11 protein-coding genes and 2 pseudogenes are annotated in these 15,853 nt (G+C 37.7%); 8 read left to right on the top strand and 5 right to left on the bottom strand.

Annotation, left to right across the window (positions count from 1 at the left end):
* Positions 1 to 809, top strand: a pseudogene (locus C1642_RS09415) (DNA polymerase III subunit gamma/tau); the annotation flags it as partial.
* A 323-nt stretch (positions 810 to 1,132) separates the two neighbouring features.
* The gene (locus C1642_RS09410; RefSeq protein WP_103236240.1) at positions 1,133 to 3,361 is read left to right on the top strand and encodes a phosphocholine-specific phospholipase C; all 2,229 of its coding nucleotides are present in this window, start codon (positions 1,133 to 1,135) and stop codon (positions 3,359 to 3,361) included.
* Between the two features lie 48 nt (positions 3,362 to 3,409).
* Here C1642_RS09410 and C1642_RS09405 read toward each other — a convergent pair whose 3' ends face one another.
* Both C1642_RS09405 and C1642_RS09400 read right to left on the bottom strand, forming a co-directional pair.
* Entirely contained in the window at positions 3,410 to 3,844 is a 435-nt protein-coding gene (locus C1642_RS09405; protein WP_000165801.1) for an acyl-CoA thioesterase, read from the bottom strand.
* Positions 3,844 to 5,001: an iron-containing alcohol dehydrogenase gene (locus C1642_RS09400; protein WP_057065996.1), complete on the bottom strand. Its 1,158-nt coding sequence runs from the start codon at positions 4,999 to 5,001 to the stop codon at positions 3,844 to 3,846. The genes C1642_RS09405 and C1642_RS09400 overlap by 1 nt, the downstream gene beginning before the upstream one ends.
* Positions 5,002 to 5,226: 225 nt before the next feature.
* Here C1642_RS09400 and C1642_RS09395 point away from each other — a divergent pair, with 225 nt between their 5' ends.
* The 5 genes and pseudogenes from C1642_RS09395 to C1642_RS09375 all read left to right on the top strand — a co-directional run bounded on the left by C1642_RS09395 (position 5,227) and on the right by C1642_RS09375 (position 10,487).
* Entirely contained in the window at positions 5,227 to 6,471 is a 1,245-nt protein-coding gene (locus C1642_RS09395) for a lactonase family protein (protein WP_228153832.1), read from the top strand.
* 300 nt (positions 6,472 to 6,771) lie between these two features.
* Positions 6,772 to 7,275 (top strand): low molecular weight protein-tyrosine-phosphatase, encoded by a 504-nt coding sequence (locus C1642_RS09390; protein ID WP_000388070.1) that lies wholly within the window; start codon positions 6,772 to 6,774, stop codon positions 7,273 to 7,275.
* A gap of 19 nt (positions 7,276 to 7,294) precedes the next feature.
* Positions 7,295 to 8,324: pseudogene (gene murB, locus C1642_RS09385) on the top strand (UDP-N-acetylmuramate dehydrogenase).
* A 4-nt stretch (positions 8,325 to 8,328) separates the two neighbouring features.
* The gene (locus tag C1642_RS09380) at positions 8,329 to 9,459 is read left to right on the top strand and encodes a YdcF family protein (RefSeq protein WP_103236239.1); all 1,131 of its coding nucleotides are present in this window, start codon (positions 8,329 to 8,331) and stop codon (positions 9,457 to 9,459) included.
* The gene (locus C1642_RS09375) at positions 9,459 to 10,487 is read left to right on the top strand and encodes an alpha/beta hydrolase (protein WP_001290023.1); all 1,029 of its coding nucleotides are present in this window, start codon (positions 9,459 to 9,461) and stop codon (positions 10,485 to 10,487) included. Before C1642_RS09380 ends, C1642_RS09375 begins: the two co-directional genes overlap by 1 nt.
* Before the next feature lie 41 nt (positions 10,488 to 10,528).
* On the opposite strand, the gene C1642_RS09370 is transcribed toward C1642_RS09375, so the two are convergent.
* From C1642_RS09370 to C1642_RS09360, 3 genes are all read right to left on the bottom strand, one after another.
* Entirely contained in the window at positions 10,529 to 12,202 is a 1,674-nt protein-coding gene (locus tag C1642_RS09370) for an FMN-binding glutamate synthase family protein (protein WP_000157980.1), read from the bottom strand.
* A gap of 164 nt (positions 12,203 to 12,366) precedes the next feature.
* Complete coding sequence (locus C1642_RS09365) at positions 12,367 to 13,704, bottom strand: PepSY-associated TM helix domain-containing protein (protein ID WP_103236238.1); 1,338 nt, start codon at positions 13,702 to 13,704, stop codon at positions 12,367 to 12,369.
* A 610-nt stretch (positions 13,705 to 14,314) separates the two neighbouring features.
* Entirely contained in the window at positions 14,315 to 14,887 is a 573-nt protein-coding gene (locus tag C1642_RS09360; protein WP_000043926.1) for a TetR/AcrR family transcriptional regulator, read from the bottom strand.
* Positions 14,888 to 15,210: 323 nt separating this feature from the next.
* Between C1642_RS09360 and C1642_RS09355 the strand changes: the two genes are divergently transcribed.
* Positions 15,211 to 15,853: hypothetical protein (locus C1642_RS09355; protein WP_103236237.1), on the top strand; the 643-nt coding region annotated here is incomplete at its 3' end.

The following is a 15,853-nucleotide window of genomic DNA, read 5'->3' as shown; positions in this document are numbered from 1 at the left end:
CTGAACCTGAACCTGAACCTGAACCTCAGCCTAATCAGGACTTAATGGTATTTGACCCAAATCATCATGAGTTGATTGGACTTGAGTCAGCAGTTGTTCAAGAGACTGTTAGTGTCCTTGAGGAAGATTTCATTCCGGTACCAGAACAAAAGTTAGTACAAGTTCAGGCTGAAACCCAAGTCAAACAAATCGAACCTGAACCAGCTTCTACTGCTGAGCCTATAGGTTTATTTGAAGCATCGAGTGCTGAATTTTCACTTGCTCAAGATACGTCAGCTTATGACTTGGTTTCTGAACCTGTTATTGAACAACAGTCATTGGTGCAAGTTGAAATTGTTGAAACAGTTGCGGTGGTAAAAGAGCCTAACGCAACAGATAACAGCCAGCTGATGCCACAAGATATTTTAAAGTTGCCATCACAAACTTTGGAAGGTGAGTGGACACTTGAAAAGTGGGAGTTTTGGTTTAGAAATAGCCAGCTTTCTCCAGCCGTTCAAGAACTTGCTCAACATGGTGTGATGACTGGGGAAATTGGTGGCAACACGGTTTTCCATATTCCTCAAGAATATGAAAATATGTTGACTCAGCTACAACAAGCCTTAATTGAAGCTTTAAAGCAGCAGTGGCCAAATACACAATTTACGGTCGAGTATGGTGCAGTCAATACTGCTACACCGTATGTTATGCAAAGCGTTCGTAAAGAAAAAGCTTTCCATCGGGCTACAGAACTATTACAGCAACAACCCGTTATTAAAAGCCTCATAGAGACTTTTGATGGTGAGCTGCAAAATATTCAATTAAAGCCTTAAGTTCAATTGAGTTTTGATCTGGTGAGAAACTTGAAAAATAGAATTTTCATAGTTTTCACTGGATTGAAATATTCAGGTCACGCCACTGTCATTGTACTTTTCTATGTTAGCCATTTTAGATTTTAAATGGACTATATATCGTCATGAAAAGGCAATGCACAGGAACAACTTCCTTTAAATATTCTTATTTTTTATTAATCGGCGCTATTCTGCTGAGTGGTTGTAACGACTCGGCAAATGATAATTCGAATACACCCGACACAGGTAAAAAGCCTGTCATGCGCTGTGCTCCATAAACTTACAATAATAAAAAGAATTTGATCATGATTACACGTCGTAAATTTTTAAATTACTCTTTAAATATGGGCTTTGGCGCTGCAGCGTTAGCGGCTTTCCCATCGAGTATTCAAAAAGCTCTAGCAATTCCTGCAAATAATAAAACGGGCACTATTCAGGATGTTGAATATGTCATCATCTTAATGCAGGAAAACCGATCTTTTGACCATTATTTTGGTACGTTAAAGGGCGTTCGAGGCTTTGCTGACCGTTTTACAATCCCTCTGCCAAATGGTCGCCGTGTATGGGAACAGCTGAGAAGTAATGGTCAGGTTTTAACCCCATTTCACTTAGATGGAACAGCCAATAATGCACAGCGTGCAGATGGTACGCCTCATACGTGGGATGACAGTCAGTTGGCGTGGGACAATGGACGTATGGCAAACTGGCCAACTCATAAAACCGATATATCTATGGGCTATTTTAAAGAAAAAGAAATCCCATATCAGTTTGCACTTGCCAATGCCTTTACGATTTGTGATGCCTACCATTGTTCTATGCACACCGGAACAGATGCGAACCGCTCTTTTCATTTAACTGGTACCAATGGTGCAACACCGACCAAGCGTTCATTTGTAAATAATGAATGGGACTGGATTGATGGTAACCCAGCAACGGCAGACCGTGGTTACACTTGGAAAACCTATGCCGAAAGATTAGAAGAAGCAGGGATAAGCTGGATTTGTTATCAGAATATGCCAGATGAATGGGGTGATAATATGTTGGGTGCATTCCGTTCTTTTAGAAAGGCCAACATTGCATCCGGTTATCCCGTTTCAAGCGGTGGAGAGCCGAATAAACCGTATGCCGATACGGGTCAAAAACTACCGTATAAAGCCTATGATGCGGCTACTGATAATGCCAAAAATCCACTCTATAAAGGCATTGCAAATACGCTACCGGGCAATAAACCAGAAGAGTATCTCGACGCTTTTAAAAGAGATATTCGTGAAGGGAAGTTACCTCAAGTTTCTTGGATTAACGCGCCATCGATATACTGCGAACATCCAGACCCTTCAAGCCCAGTTCAAGGAGCTTGGTTTATTCAAGAAATTATTGATGCATTAACTGCTGTACCAGAGGTGTGGAGTAAAACGGCTCTGCTCATCAACTTTGATGAAAATGATGGTTACTTTGACCATATGCCATCGCCATCAGCACCATCTCGATTCAAAAACGGCCAGTACGCAGGTAAATCGACACTAAGCAATGCTGATATGCAAGATGAATATTTTGATCATGCTGCACCTGAGGGGAGCCATTCACAGCCTACACCTGATGGACGAGTTTATGGTCCGGGTCCTCGTGTTCCTTTATATGTGATTTCTCCATGGAGTCGTGGCGGTTGGGTCAACTCACAAGTTTTTGATCATACTTCCGTGCTCATGTTTTTAGAAAAACGTTTTGGAGTAAAAGAGCCGAATATCAGTCCATACCGTCGTGCAGTGTGTGGTGATTTAACCAGTGCATTTAACTTTAAAACACCAAATGCAGATGTTTTACCGCAGCTGAGTGGTAAACAAACACGTGTGCAGGCAGATGAGTTAAGAGAAAATCAGGAAGCTTTGCCAGCCGTTCCTGTACCTACGGATATTAAGTTACCCATTCAGCAAAGTGGGATCCGTCTATCACGGGCGCTACCTTATGAGTTGCATACCAGTGCGCGTTGTAAAGCAGATGGTAAGGTGAAATTGATTTTTTCTAATACGGGTAAGCAAGCAGCGGTTTTCCATGTATATGACAAGCTCAATTTAGACCGTATTCCAAAGCGTTATATTGTCGAGCCGAATAAAACTTTAGATGATGAGTGGGATGCTTTAAACGATAACTTAGGCCGTTATGACCTATGGGTACTTGGTCCAAATGGCTACCATCGTCATTTTAAAGGGGATACTCAACGTATTATCGATAGTAGTGTTAAACCTGAAATTCGAGTGTGCTATGACATTGCTAATGGTGATGTTTATGTCGAACTCATGAATGAGGGAGCCAAGGATACAATATTGACAGTAAAACCTTGTGCATATCGACAAGATGCGCCATTGCAACTGACCGTAAAAGCGAGACAAGTTGTTAAGCAACATTGGTCGTTGGCTGATGTTGGGCATTGGTATGATTTTGAAGTTACGAGCCAGAGTGATCCGTATTATTACCGACGTTTTGCTGGCCGAGTCGAAACAGGTGAGGATTCCTTTAGTGATCCTGCAATGATCTAAGTTAGGATAAGGCAAAAAGAGGAACTTATTTTCTTTTTGCCTCATTTTTTATAATAAAAAATTCTCTAAAACTTCACGGACTGACTCGGATATTGGAACAGTCTTGCGTGTTTCACGATCAACAAACACATGCACAAAATGTCCTTGAGCTGAGGCTTGGTCTTGACCTTGTTTAAAGATTGCCAATTCATAGCGTAAAGATGTCGTTCCAATTTTACCAATCGCAACGCCTACCTGAATAACTTCTGGAAATGATAACTCTTGAAAAAAGCTACAAGCTGAGTCGACGACTAAACCAATTGATTTTGCTTCATGAATATCAAAACCTGTTTTCTGGATGAGCAAAGCATTGGCTGCCGTATCAAAATAGCTATAGTAAGTCACATTATTCACATGACCGTAAATATCGTTATCTGCCCAGCGAGTTTGAATATCTAAAAAAAATTTAAATTGATCACGAGTTTTTAAAACGGGTTTAGTCATTAATAAATCGCCTGATAAATTGCTAAAGCAGCAGCTTCTGTCATGTCACGTGGATTATTTTGCAGTAATCGAGTTTGCAACATGGCATCTTGAGCAAGTCTTGGTAAGCTAGACTCTCCAATACTCAAATCACTAAGTTTTAAAGTCAAACCACTACGGTCTAAGTGATTTTGCATATGGTCAATAAACAGATCACACAAACCATCGGTGCTGCCATTACTATATGGATCAAGCCATTGCATAAGTTCTGCATAGTATTGTTTGGCATAGGGCGCATTAAATTTCAGTACTTCAACGAGCACCAAAGCATTGGTATGTCCATGCGACAAATGAAAATGTCCACCCAATGGATAGGCTAAAGCATGCACGGCAGCAACAGGTGAGTTTGCAAATGCCTGACCTGCAAGCATTGAGCCGAACAGCATGTTCTGACGTGCCTCTAAATCATTACCGTTTTTAAGAACTTTCGGTAAGTTATGGTTCAGCAGCTTCAAAGCGTGTTTCGCTAAAATATCGGTATAAATATTTTTCTTATGTTTAGAGGTATATGCCTCAATGGCATGGACCATCGCATCAATACCTGTAGCAGCCGTAATATGGGCAGGTAGATTTTGAGTAAAAGTTGCATCAAGAATTGCTGTATCGGCATAGAGTACCGGAGAGACAATTCCCATTTTTGTCGTTTCACCTGTAGTCACTATTGATATGGGCGTCACTTCCGAGCCAGTACCGGCTGTAGTGGGAATTAAAATAAGTGGAAGTCGGGCTGTTTTGACCTGATTTACCCCATACATTTCTTGTAGGTTTTGAGTTTGGTTAGGATGTGCGAGTAAGGCAATCACTTTGGCTACATCTAAAGAACTTCCGCCTCCAAAGCCGACAATAACATCTACATTTTGCTGTTTAGCATAATTCGCTGCATCTAATACCACTTGCTCTGGTGGGTCGGCCTGAACATCAGCATAAATGACATGTTCAATTTTAAGAGTATCTAAAATTTGAAGAATAGGCAGGTGTAACTGATTTTTAATCATACCCGCATCAGTTACCAGTAATAACTTGCGGTAAGTTTTTGATGCCAACACATTCTGTAATTCTTGTATAGAACCGAGTCCTGAAATAATGTTGGGAACGGTCTGAAACTGAAAATGGCTCATATACATTATTTCCTTATTTTTGAAAATTATTATAGATGCATTCTATAGGATTCATTCTGCAAATTCTCTTAAAAGTAGCCGTGTTTTAAAGCTGCATTTAGTTAAAGAAAATTCACTTGAAAATTGGCATTTTATAAACTAATTTTCAAAATCATTAAATGAAATTAGATTGTGAATACCTTATTGGTAAATGCAAATAAGGTAAATTTTTTTAAGGATATGCATGTGAAAATAGATACTAATGTCAATACTGGATACGGCAAGGATACCGACAAAAATGGATATGCAAATATTAAGTATCGTGAGCTAATTCAAAAATTAACAGCAACATTATCATTGACACTTTTGTCATTTGGATGGGGCTCTACAGTAAACGCAGCACAACAACAAATCGCTTTAGTAGGAACCTGGACATCTATCCCAGATGCACCGCTTGTGCAAAAACCAGAAAAAGCCAGTGAAGGTCTGTACCAGCTACAAGTTAATGCTGACGGGACCTTAACTCCTGTTAAGGTATTGCAAATGAAAAGTCCATCTTGGGTTGTAAAATCGAAAGATGGCCGTTTTGCATATACCACTAATGAAGAAAATGAAGGGGCGGTAACGGCATTATCGGTTCAAAATGGAAAGGTAGAGGTATTGAATACGGTAAATAGTCATGGCGGGCATCCAACACATGCATCCATCAGTTTAGATGGTAAATTCCTATTTGTGTCGAATTATTCTGCATTTGATAAAGGACGTGGCGGTGTCGCTGTTTTGCCAATTTTACCAAATGGACATTTGGGTGAAATGGTACAAAATATTGTTTTTTCGGAGGGTTCTGGTCATGTTAAAGGGCGTCAGGATAGTGGCCATGCCCATTCGACAACTTTTAGCCCAGATGGTAAGTATTTATATGCAAGTGATCTTGGAAATGACAAAGTCTATGCTTTTCGTTACAACCCAAGTAAGCCTCAACCACTTGAAGCGGACAAGAGCCGAGATGTGAGTTTTAAGCATGGTTCTGGTCCACGTCATATGGTCTTTTCACCAAATGGTAAACAGGCATACATTACCGCGGAAATGCGAAGTGAAATTGTGACGTTTAACGTACAAGATGGCCATTTGAAAAAAGTCGCTGAGCTAAAACTGGTTCACGAGGACAAAACACCTGAATTCAAGAGTGCAAGTGGAATTATTCTTAGTCCAAATGGTAAGTATGTGATCGCTGCAAATCGTGGTGCGGACAACAAACTTTTGGTATTTAAAATCCAACAGAATGGGCTTTTAGGTCAACCACAAGTTTATAAGGCCAATGGTATTGAACCACGTGCTTTTTCATTTGATGAGTCAGGTAAATATCTGTATGTGACGAATGTTTATAGTAATAACATTAGCTTATTCCGTTTTGATACTAAAAATGGCTCATTAAAACCTTTAGGCGATGCAGCTAAAATATCGACTCCAACTGATATCAAATTCTTTTAATAATTTTTTCTCACACTGATCCTGCAATATTTATAAGCTATTACATTTTTCAGTGTTCATTGCTACAGATACTCAATCTTGAAAGGCAATCAAGATTGAGTTGAGGATTGAGCACATAGAAAATTCCTTTAAAATCTCTCATTTTACTTTTCAAGCTGCGTGAGTTTTGAGAAAATGAGAGCTTGTCACAATGGTCAATTCAAACCTGATAATAATGAATAATTTTGTCGGGTTTTTGCAGATTTTTGCGTGTAAAATACTTATTTATTTTTTAGTTTAAGTGGTTGGAATAAATTTCTAATGGAAGCACAGTATAAGGTGTTATGTGTCTGTTTAGGAAATATTTGCCGTTCTCCCACGGCTGAAGTGGTTTTTAGACATTATTGTGATCAGCATCAACTCAATATCATTGTCGATTCAGCTGGAACAAGTAACTATCATCCAAATAAAGCACCTGATCAGCGTAGCCAATTGCATGCAAAAAAAAGAGGCTATGACTTATCTTCTTTGCGGGCAAGACAACTTTCAACTCAAGACTTTTTAGATTTTGATTTGATTTTGGCAATGGATCATCAAAACTTTGATGATATTCACGACTTGCTACAAAGAGCTATCTTCCAATTTGGCAGCCATCAAATTCGGGCAAAAGTAGCATTAATGAGTGAACATGATCCTCAATATCCACAACAAGCTCTGCCTGACCCTTACTATGGTGGAGATGAGGGCTTTGAACGTGTACTCGACCAATGTGAATCAAGTGCGTTGGCGTGGATTAATATCCTAAAAAAACAATTGAATGTTTAAAAACAGGTTTTTCAATACAATGCAAATTCAAAATCAAGTACAGCTTAAGCCATTCAATACTTTAAGTTTAGATGTTACAGCTTCTCATTACACTAAGGTCCAATCTATTGAAGATATTGAAGAAGCTTTAGCTTTTGCTAAAGAGCATGAGCTAAATGTACTTGTATTATCTGGCGGTAGTAACATGCTATTACCGCAACAAATTAATGCTTTAGTTATTCATCTTGATATTCAGGGCCTAGACGTTTTATCTGAAGATCAGGATTTTATTCGAGTTAAAGTCGGTGCAGGATTGGCACGATTTCGTTTTATATACTACAAAACAAAATTGGTTTGGCTTACAGAACTTGGCACTTATTCCGGGCTTGGTTGGTGCTTCACCAGTGCAAAATATTGGTGCTTATGGTGTTGAGGTTGGTGAGTTTATTGAGTCGGTACAAGTCTATGACCGTCTATTAAAACAAACCGGATCAATTTCGGCAGCAGATTGTCATTTTTCTTATCGACATAGCATTTTTAAAGATGACCCAGCTCGTTACATCATTACTCATGTCACCTTTAAGCTGCTTAAACAAGCCAACCTAAAGCTAAATTACGGCGATTTAAAACAGGCAGTAGGAGATAACCTGACTGCTGAAAATTTACAAAATCAGGTCATTCATATTCGACAAAGTAAATTACCTGATCCAAAAGAATATCCGAATGTAGGAAGTTTCTTTAAAAATCCGATTGTAAATACTCAAGAATTTGAACGATTAATCGCACAATTCTCAACAATTCCACATTATCCTCAGGCTAATGGTAACGTTAAAATTGCTGCTGGTTGGTTAATTGATCAGGCTGGATGGAAAGGTAAACAACTCGGTGTAGTGGGAATGTTCCATAAGCAAGCTTTGGTTTTGGTGAATTATGCCAATGCATCTCTTGCGGATGTAAAGAAAACTTATCAAGCTGTACAACATGATGTTGAACAGCGTTTCCAAATTATGTTAGAACCAGAGCCTGTGCTTTATAACAATTTAGGTTTAATTGAAAATCATACGGAATAGTTTTATGCCAAAAGTACACTTGATGGTACGTTTTGTACAAGTAGTTACTGTACTATTTGTACTATTAGGCTGTTTCGTGATTTTTTTGTATTCGCCGTTTTATTCAAAACTTATTGTAGCTGGACTTAACTATTTTGTTCCGGTAGATGTTAATGAGGTGGCTGCGGAAAGCCAGCGAAAAGCAGCATTAAGTGAACATGACAACTTAGAGCCGGGGTCAAATTTATGGATTGCTCGTCAGGCTTATTTGAAGTTAACAGAAGATGCTTTACGTGAAAATAAGACAGCAGATTTGGGTTACATACAAGAAAACTATAAAGCTTTGCAGCAAATTATTCTTTTAGAAGAAAAAGAACAAGAACTACAGGAAGAGAAAGAAACGACGGCTGTGAGTGTCCCTTTGGTTGCGAAAAACTCAGAAATTGATGCGGCCGATGAAGCAAGTAGCCCTATCGATGCAGCACTTTCTATTAATAGTTCTGAAAATAAAGCCCTTACAGAGCAATATACGGAGTTTTTAGCAAGAAAACCTGTAGTGCCAGAGCATCAAAAAGCGGCGAGTGAGCCTGAGCAGAAAGTTGAATATGTTCGTAAAAACCCTCTGCCTGCTCAACCTAAAAAGTTATCAGAACCTTATGCGATTGTAGTATTGGGCGGTGGTTTAACTTTAGATAAAAATGGCAAAGATATTGTAGTTAATAGCTATACGCGGTTAAGACTAGAAAAAACCTTAGAAGTTGAAAAGACAAACCATCTACCTATCGTATTAAGTGGAGTTGAAGCCCCTTATATGCAAGCATGGTTGAAAGCACGTGGAGTAGATGCAAAATTATTAGAAAAGCGCAGTATGAATACCTGTGAGAATACTCGCTTTAGTTCATTGTTACTTCAAAAGAAAGGTGGTGCGCCTACAGTTATGTTGGTCACAGATGAATATCATATGCCACGTACGCGCCGTTTATTTGCTTTAAATGGGATAGAAACTATTCCTGTTACCGCTCCAATGCCAACACCGCTTACACGTTGGCAACCGAGTACACAAAACTACGATCATAGTCGTCGTGCAAATTATGAATTACTTGCGACAATTCGTGACATGTTATTTGGTTCAAGTGATTGTCGAGAGGTGCCTTAATGTCTGAGATTCCATTTCTCAATCCTGCCGTATTAAAACAATTAGATTTACCGGTTCCGAACCGTGAACTCACTCCGCAAGTTTTAAGCCCACTCAATTTAAATACCTTAGAAGAGCCTTCTCGCGAGCTTTTAGCATATCGTAAATTATACGGTTTACATTTACTGGACTGTGAGCATTGGCAAGGCTATGTCCAAATGCCTTTATTTCGTCTGCATGTCCAAGTTTTTAAACCTAAATTAGACAAAATCCAAGGAACCGTATGTTTATTGCATGGTTATCTGGAGCATAGCGGAATTTATCAGCCCATTATTCGCGAAATACTTGAACAAGGCTTTAGTGTTATTACCTACGACTTACCTGGTCATGGTTTGAGTAATGGTTCACCTGCAAGTATTCAAAATTTTGACCATTATCAACAAGTTCTGATGGCGGTTTATCAATATGTCAAACATGCTGATCAATTACCGAAACCATGGGTAGGTATTGGTCAAAGTACGGGTGGGGCAATCTGGATGCATCACTTGCTTGAGTATGCAGAAAAAAGACAAGACCCAATCGTCGATAGGGTTTTATTGCTTTCACCATTAATTCGTCCTGCTAAAACAGCATGGTGGCATAATCCGGTAGGTCTAGGCATTATTCGTCGTATTAAGCGCCAAGTGCCTCGACACTTTAGACGGAATAACCATAATCCTGAATTTTTAAGATTTATTCGTTTAAAAGATCCATTGCAGCCACGCATGATGGGCATGGACTGGATTTTGGCAATGTCAAAATGGATGCAGGAAATGGAAGAGCGACCTGCTTGTCGTATTCCTGTCTGGCTTGCACAAGGGGCATTAGATCAAACAGTAGACTGGCGTTACAACATCGAGTTTATTCGCCGTAAGTTTAGGCTTCAAACCTTATTGATGCTGGAAGAGGGTTCCCATCAATTAATTAACGAACGTGCAGATATTCGTGCGGCTTTAACAGGTTTAATTCCAGCCTTTTTACATGCAAAGCCGAAACATTTTTATTATTAAAGTTTGAAGCTGCCTATAGAGGCAGCTTCAGTTTTAACTATTTAAAAATGATTGGCGTCAGCCATATTCCACATACGATAATAGAAATTATCATCATCATTTTTCAGTTCAGATTGTAAAAGCTCACCTTCTTCTAAGAAGAAGTGTAATTGAGCATAGTTTTTAATTTCACGGTCATTAATCCGTTGAGCTAAATGATGAGCTTTAATATCCGATGGATGACGTAAACCTGCCGCAGCAATCATTTCTGATAATGCATGTAATGTATTTTTGTGGAAATTAAATACGCGTTCTGCTTTGGTCGGTACATGGAGTGCTTTCTGGCGATCTTTATCTTGGGTTGCAACGCCTACAGGACATTGGTTTGTATGGCAACTTTGCGCTTGAATACATCCAACTGCAAACATAAAGCCACGTGCTGAGTTCACCCAATCTGCACCGAGTGCAAATGTGCTGGCAATATCAAATGCACTAATAATTTTACCGCTTGCACCAATTTTAACTTGATCTCTTAGGCCAGCACCTACAAGTGTGTTATGAACAAAACGTAGGCCTTCACGTAATGGTGTTCCGATATAGTCACTAAACTCAATAGGGGCTGCGCCAGTGCCACCTTCAGAACCATCAACTACAATAAAATCAGGCACAATTTTTGTTTCAAGCATTGCTTTTACAATACTCATAAACTGCCAAGGTTGACCAATACACAGTTTGAAACCTACCGGTTTACCACCAGATAAAGTTCGTAACTTCTGTAAGAAATGCATCATTTCAATTGGTGTCGAAAAGCTTGAATGCTTCGCAGGAGAGATACAATCATGGTCACGGGAAACACCACGGATCTCGGCAATTTCAGCAGTAATCTTATGTTTAGGTAAAATACCGCCATGGCCCGGTTTAGCCCCTTGCGAAAGCTTAAGCTCAATCATTTTGATTTGTGGCAATTGAGACTGCTTAGCAAACTTCTGTTCATCAAATTTTCCGTCTAAAGTTCGGCAGCCAAAATATCCACTGGCAATTTGCCAAACAATATCACCACCATTTTCTAAATGATAAGGGCTGAGACTACCTTCACCGGTATCGTGATAAAAACCGCCTAATTGTGCTCCTTTGTTTAATGCACGTATTGCATTCGCACTTAAACTACCAAAGCTCATGGCAGAGATATTCATAATGGATGCACTATAAGGTTGAAGGCATTGGGCATTACCAATTTGGATACGGAAACTCTTAGGATCCGCTGGTGGACATGGACTAATGGAATGAACAATAAAGCGATAATCTTCTTGATAGACATCAATAATTGATCCAAAAGGTTTATCTGCATTCTCATTTTTAGCACGTTGATAAACCAAACTTCTTTGCATACGCGAGAAAGGAAGGGCATCTTGATCCGCTTCAATAAAGTATTGGCGAATTTCAGGGCGTATATCTTCAAATAAAAAACGGAAATGGCCCATAATCGGGTAATTTCTTAAGATTGAATGTCTATTTTGTAAGACATCATATAGACCTAATAAGCTTAATGCGCCACTGACGACCCATAAACCGTTGAGTAAAGTATCCGAAATAAAATAATAAATACTATGAGGTGTATATACGGTTCTAAACCACGTGATTGTGAGTGCAGTAAAAATACACAAGAACCAAATAGAGTGGCGTGAAAAGAATGTATTGAGAAATTTATGTCGAATGATTTGTGCCGGACTCGCCATATGTGAACAAATTCCTAATGTTTTACTGGCACATACCTTGCCAAGAAGCAGCCAAAACTACAAGTAGGGAATTGTTTAACCGGTATTTTATTCATTTAATCTTTTACCAACTGATCATCTCCCTAATACGAGAAGCTGATGAGTTGGCAAAGACCAGAGCTTTATTAAGCTTTAAGAGGGAGCTGTTTTTTTATGAGCAAAATAAATAAGGTGATGACTAAGCTAAATCCAAAAATAGGTAAACTCAGCCCTAGAGCAGCAAGCATTAATATCGTAATTATTCTTTGTTGTGTAGTTGCATGTTTCCATACGAACAAAGTTTGGTTAATAAAATGATGGGTCGTAAGTTTTACATTGGAGGTTTTAAACCAAGCTTTATACGCATAAACAATCATTACACATAGCCCGAGCGCATACAGAACCAGAATCAATTGATTGACCCAACCGAATAGTACCCCAATATGTGCATCAACTCCCCAGCGTGTAAGTTTTGCAACTAATGAATAATCTTTAAAAGCGAGTTTATCGATTACCTTGTGTTCATGCATATCAATCGCAATACTATCTGCTTGTGTGGGCCATTTACGCTGTATTTCCGCAACAGTCCAAGCTTGGTTCTCAGCAACTGGCGGTTTGATTTGTATTTCTGTTGAATTAATCCCATTTGCTCGAGCAATTGCTAATACAGAATCGAATTCAGCTGGCATGATGTCTAAATTTGGCGTCATGGCCATTTCGTGATGTTCATGATGAGCCATTTCTGGCAATGAAATCTGATTTAGTGAGGTGGTCAATGTTGGTGTTTGCCAGTTTAACCATTGACGGGCAATACGAATATTATCACCAGCCCATTGAGACCATGTAAGACCAGTAATCGCAATGAACAATAAAAGTGGTAGTAAAGCTAACCCAATAGAACTATGCCATTTTAATAAGTGATTTTTATTTGTTTGTCTGTTTTTGAAGTTTGAGCGACGCTTCCACCAACTGTATAGCCCACTTAAAGTTAAAAAACCAAGCCAACTTGCAGCAAGTTCACTATAAAAACGTCCCCATTTTCCTAATAATAAATTGCTGTGTAATTGATCTAAGAATGTACGTAACGGTAATACGCCACTGGTTCCATACACAGCAAGTTGTCCTTTTACAGAAAGCATATAAGGATCAATAAAAACGGCTTCATTATTTAGATGGTGTGTATGATCGGAAAAAATAACCCGCGTAGTTTGCACAGGACTTGGTGATGGTCTGACTTCTGTAATTTGTGCAGTTGCAGGCATGACTTTTCTTGCGCTTTCAATCTGCTGGCTTAGAGGGTATATCTCCTTATTTAAAGGCTGAACATTTAATGCATCTTTATAGATGAATTGCTCTAGCTGAGGCGTGATTGCATATAGTAAGCCAGTAAATGCGGCAACAAATATAAATGGGGCAATAAAAATACCGGCATAAATATGTATGAGACGGAAGAGACTACGCCAAAAGCTAGAAGTAGGGGACATTTTAAAGAGATATCGAGCAAACTTTGTCGTGAAGTATATCTACTTTAAATTGTATTTTGAAATTGCACTTTTCATTGGCTAGCTTGATTGTAGATTTTCTAAAGTATCATTGTGCTAAATTGCTAGCAATGTTGTTGCTTGGTGTTATGAAATATCTCGTAAATTTTGCTCTCTAAATACACAGCTCATATGATCAATACAATATTTAATATAGATGTTTATGAAAAAGCACTTTATAGAAAAATTTTATTGTTAAGTTTGTTTTAAATATTATTCTTTTAATTTATCTAGAGAAACTAAATAATCTATGATTTATTTCTTAGTAATTATAATTTCGTAATTTATTCTAGTACCAATAGATTTATGAGGTTGGTTTGAGTGAATACAGCTAATGAGTAAGAACTCTTTTATGGATATTAATGGTTTATGTCTAAGCTTTTTGAGAGAGTTTTATATTGTTACTAATTCTATTGGTTAATATTTTAAGAAAAATTATCTTATTAATTTTTATAATATTTAGTGCTTAATAAAATTTTTAAATGAAGCTTTTAGACTAAAAAACAAAAGTATACACTCTTGTTTTTTAGTCTAGTATTTCAATGTTATTAAATTAAATAGCGACTAATTCCTCAATTTTCTCAAGATCGATTATTTTTTTAATATAAGACCAAGTTTTTTCAGCATTAATTAAATTTTTATCAATTGTTCCATCATTAATAACTCCATCGAGGATATTAAGAAATAGATTGGTTAATGCAGCTGCGTCTTCTACCTGAATTTTAATTAAAATAGAAAAAACAAGCTCATAGAGCCATTCTCTATATTCATTAATAGGATTTTTAACGGATGGGTAAAGTTGTACTACTTCCATAGTTGCCTTTTTAAATAAGCATCCATTAAAGTCTTCTGTGTAAATCCAGTCAATATACCAATTAAATAAGCTTCTGAGTTGAACTAAAGGTAGGTCATTGGTATTGATTCTTTCTAATATAGCAGACTGTATATCAGAATTCCTTTTGTAAAGGCATGATTCTATTAGTTTTTCCTTTGAGGGAAAATACTTGTAGAATGTCATCTTTGCAACATTGGATTCAGCAATAATTCTGTCCACTCCAATAGAGTTATAGCTTTTTTCATTAAAAAGGGCAGTTGCTGTTTTTATAATAGTGTCTCTTTTTGACATCGATTTCCCCGTAGTAAATCTTTTGAAATCCGTTTCTTTTTTAAGGCTAGTGCTCTGGCAAAAGTCAGTTTAATCATATTGAAAACGCTAATGTAATACAACATGTGAGAGCCTAAAAAAATAGTATTTTTCGATATTAATTGTTATTTGATTCATTAAAAAAATTCATTAAATTATCCATTGATTTGTAGTAATAATAAACCTAATATCAAATTGTTTAGGGATGAGTATACAATTTTATTTAGTAGCAAATGAATGCACGATTAAAATAATGGGGAACTCATAACCTAACTATAAGAATTAATTTGTTATTGAGAATGATTATGTCAAAAAAATTTGAAGATTTCGATAATCCAAGACAAAAGGCATTACTGGGGATGAAGAATAGTATTCCTACAGAACAGTGGGAAGAAAATCTAAAATTTCTCAAACAATTAAGAGCGAGAATTGCTGAATTACCAGTATGTAAACATCCGGCGATCGAAGTTTTAAATAATGGATTGCTTGATAAATTCACTTTAACAAGAATTCATTTAGAATATCGTCATGCGATTGTTCAGATCTTTACTGATGCCTTATTAATGGCCCAGTTCCAGACAAAACAATTGGAGCCTAAACTCCATTCTGGAGCTAAAATGTTTCCACGCGTTTTATTAAGTTTAAATGTACTTGATGAATTTGGTTTTAGACCAGGAACAGACCCGGACAATTATTATCTAGGTAATCCGGAGTATGCACATTATCCTTTATATGAAGATTTATTGAATGATTATGGTTTGAGTGAGAAGGACCGTAGAGAGTATCAACCTTCAAAAATTGCAGATCAGGTAAGAAATTTTCTAGAATCATCTTATGATAGTTATATTAAAGTAGTTGCTTTACTTGCAGTGGCCGAAGAAGAAGTGATTCTTTTTAGCCCACCACTTCGTGAAGCGACTAAGGCTATTGGTGTAGATGTCGAAGGTG

It is taken from the genome of Acinetobacter sp. AKBS16 (assembly GCF_002899995.1).
In the GTDB taxonomy this organism is placed as follows: Bacteria; Pseudomonadota; Gammaproteobacteria; order Pseudomonadales; family Moraxellaceae; genus Acinetobacter; species Acinetobacter baumannii.
The sequence above is the reverse complement of the archived record's forward strand: the minus strand, read 5'-3'. Positions and strand labels throughout refer to the sequence as shown.

Bases quoted from the DNA above. Each gene is read 5' to 3' on its own strand.
- C1642_RS09410 (WP_103236240.1), top strand. From the start codon at position 1,133: ATGATTACACGTCGTAAATTTTTAAATTACTCTTTAAATATGGGCTTT.
- C1642_RS09405 (WP_000165801.1), bottom strand. From the start codon at position 3,844: ATGACTAAACCCGTTTTAAAAACTCGTGATCAATTTAAATTTTTTTTA.
- C1642_RS09400 (WP_057065996.1), bottom strand. From the start codon at position 5,001: ATGAGCCATTTTCAGTTTCAGACCGTTCCCAACATTATTTCAGGACTC.
- C1642_RS09390 (WP_000388070.1), top strand. From the start codon at position 6,772: ATGGAAGCACAGTATAAGGTGTTATGTGTCTGTTTAGGAAATATTTGC.
- C1642_RS09380 (WP_103236239.1), top strand. From the start codon at position 8,329: ATGCCAAAAGTACACTTGATGGTACGTTTTGTACAAGTAGTTACTGTA.
- C1642_RS09375 (WP_001290023.1), top strand. From the start codon at position 9,459: ATGTCTGAGATTCCATTTCTCAATCCTGCCGTATTAAAACAATTAGAT.
- C1642_RS09370 (WP_000157980.1), bottom strand. From the start codon at position 12,202: ATGGCGAGTCCGGCACAAATCATTCGACATAAATTTCTCAATACATTC.
- C1642_RS09365 (WP_103236238.1), bottom strand. From the start codon at position 13,704: ATGTCCCCTACTTCTAGCTTTTGGCGTAGTCTCTTCCGTCTCATACAT.
- C1642_RS09360 (WP_000043926.1), bottom strand. From the start codon at position 14,887: ATGTCAAAAAGAGACACTATTATAAAAACAGCAACTGCCCTTTTTAAT.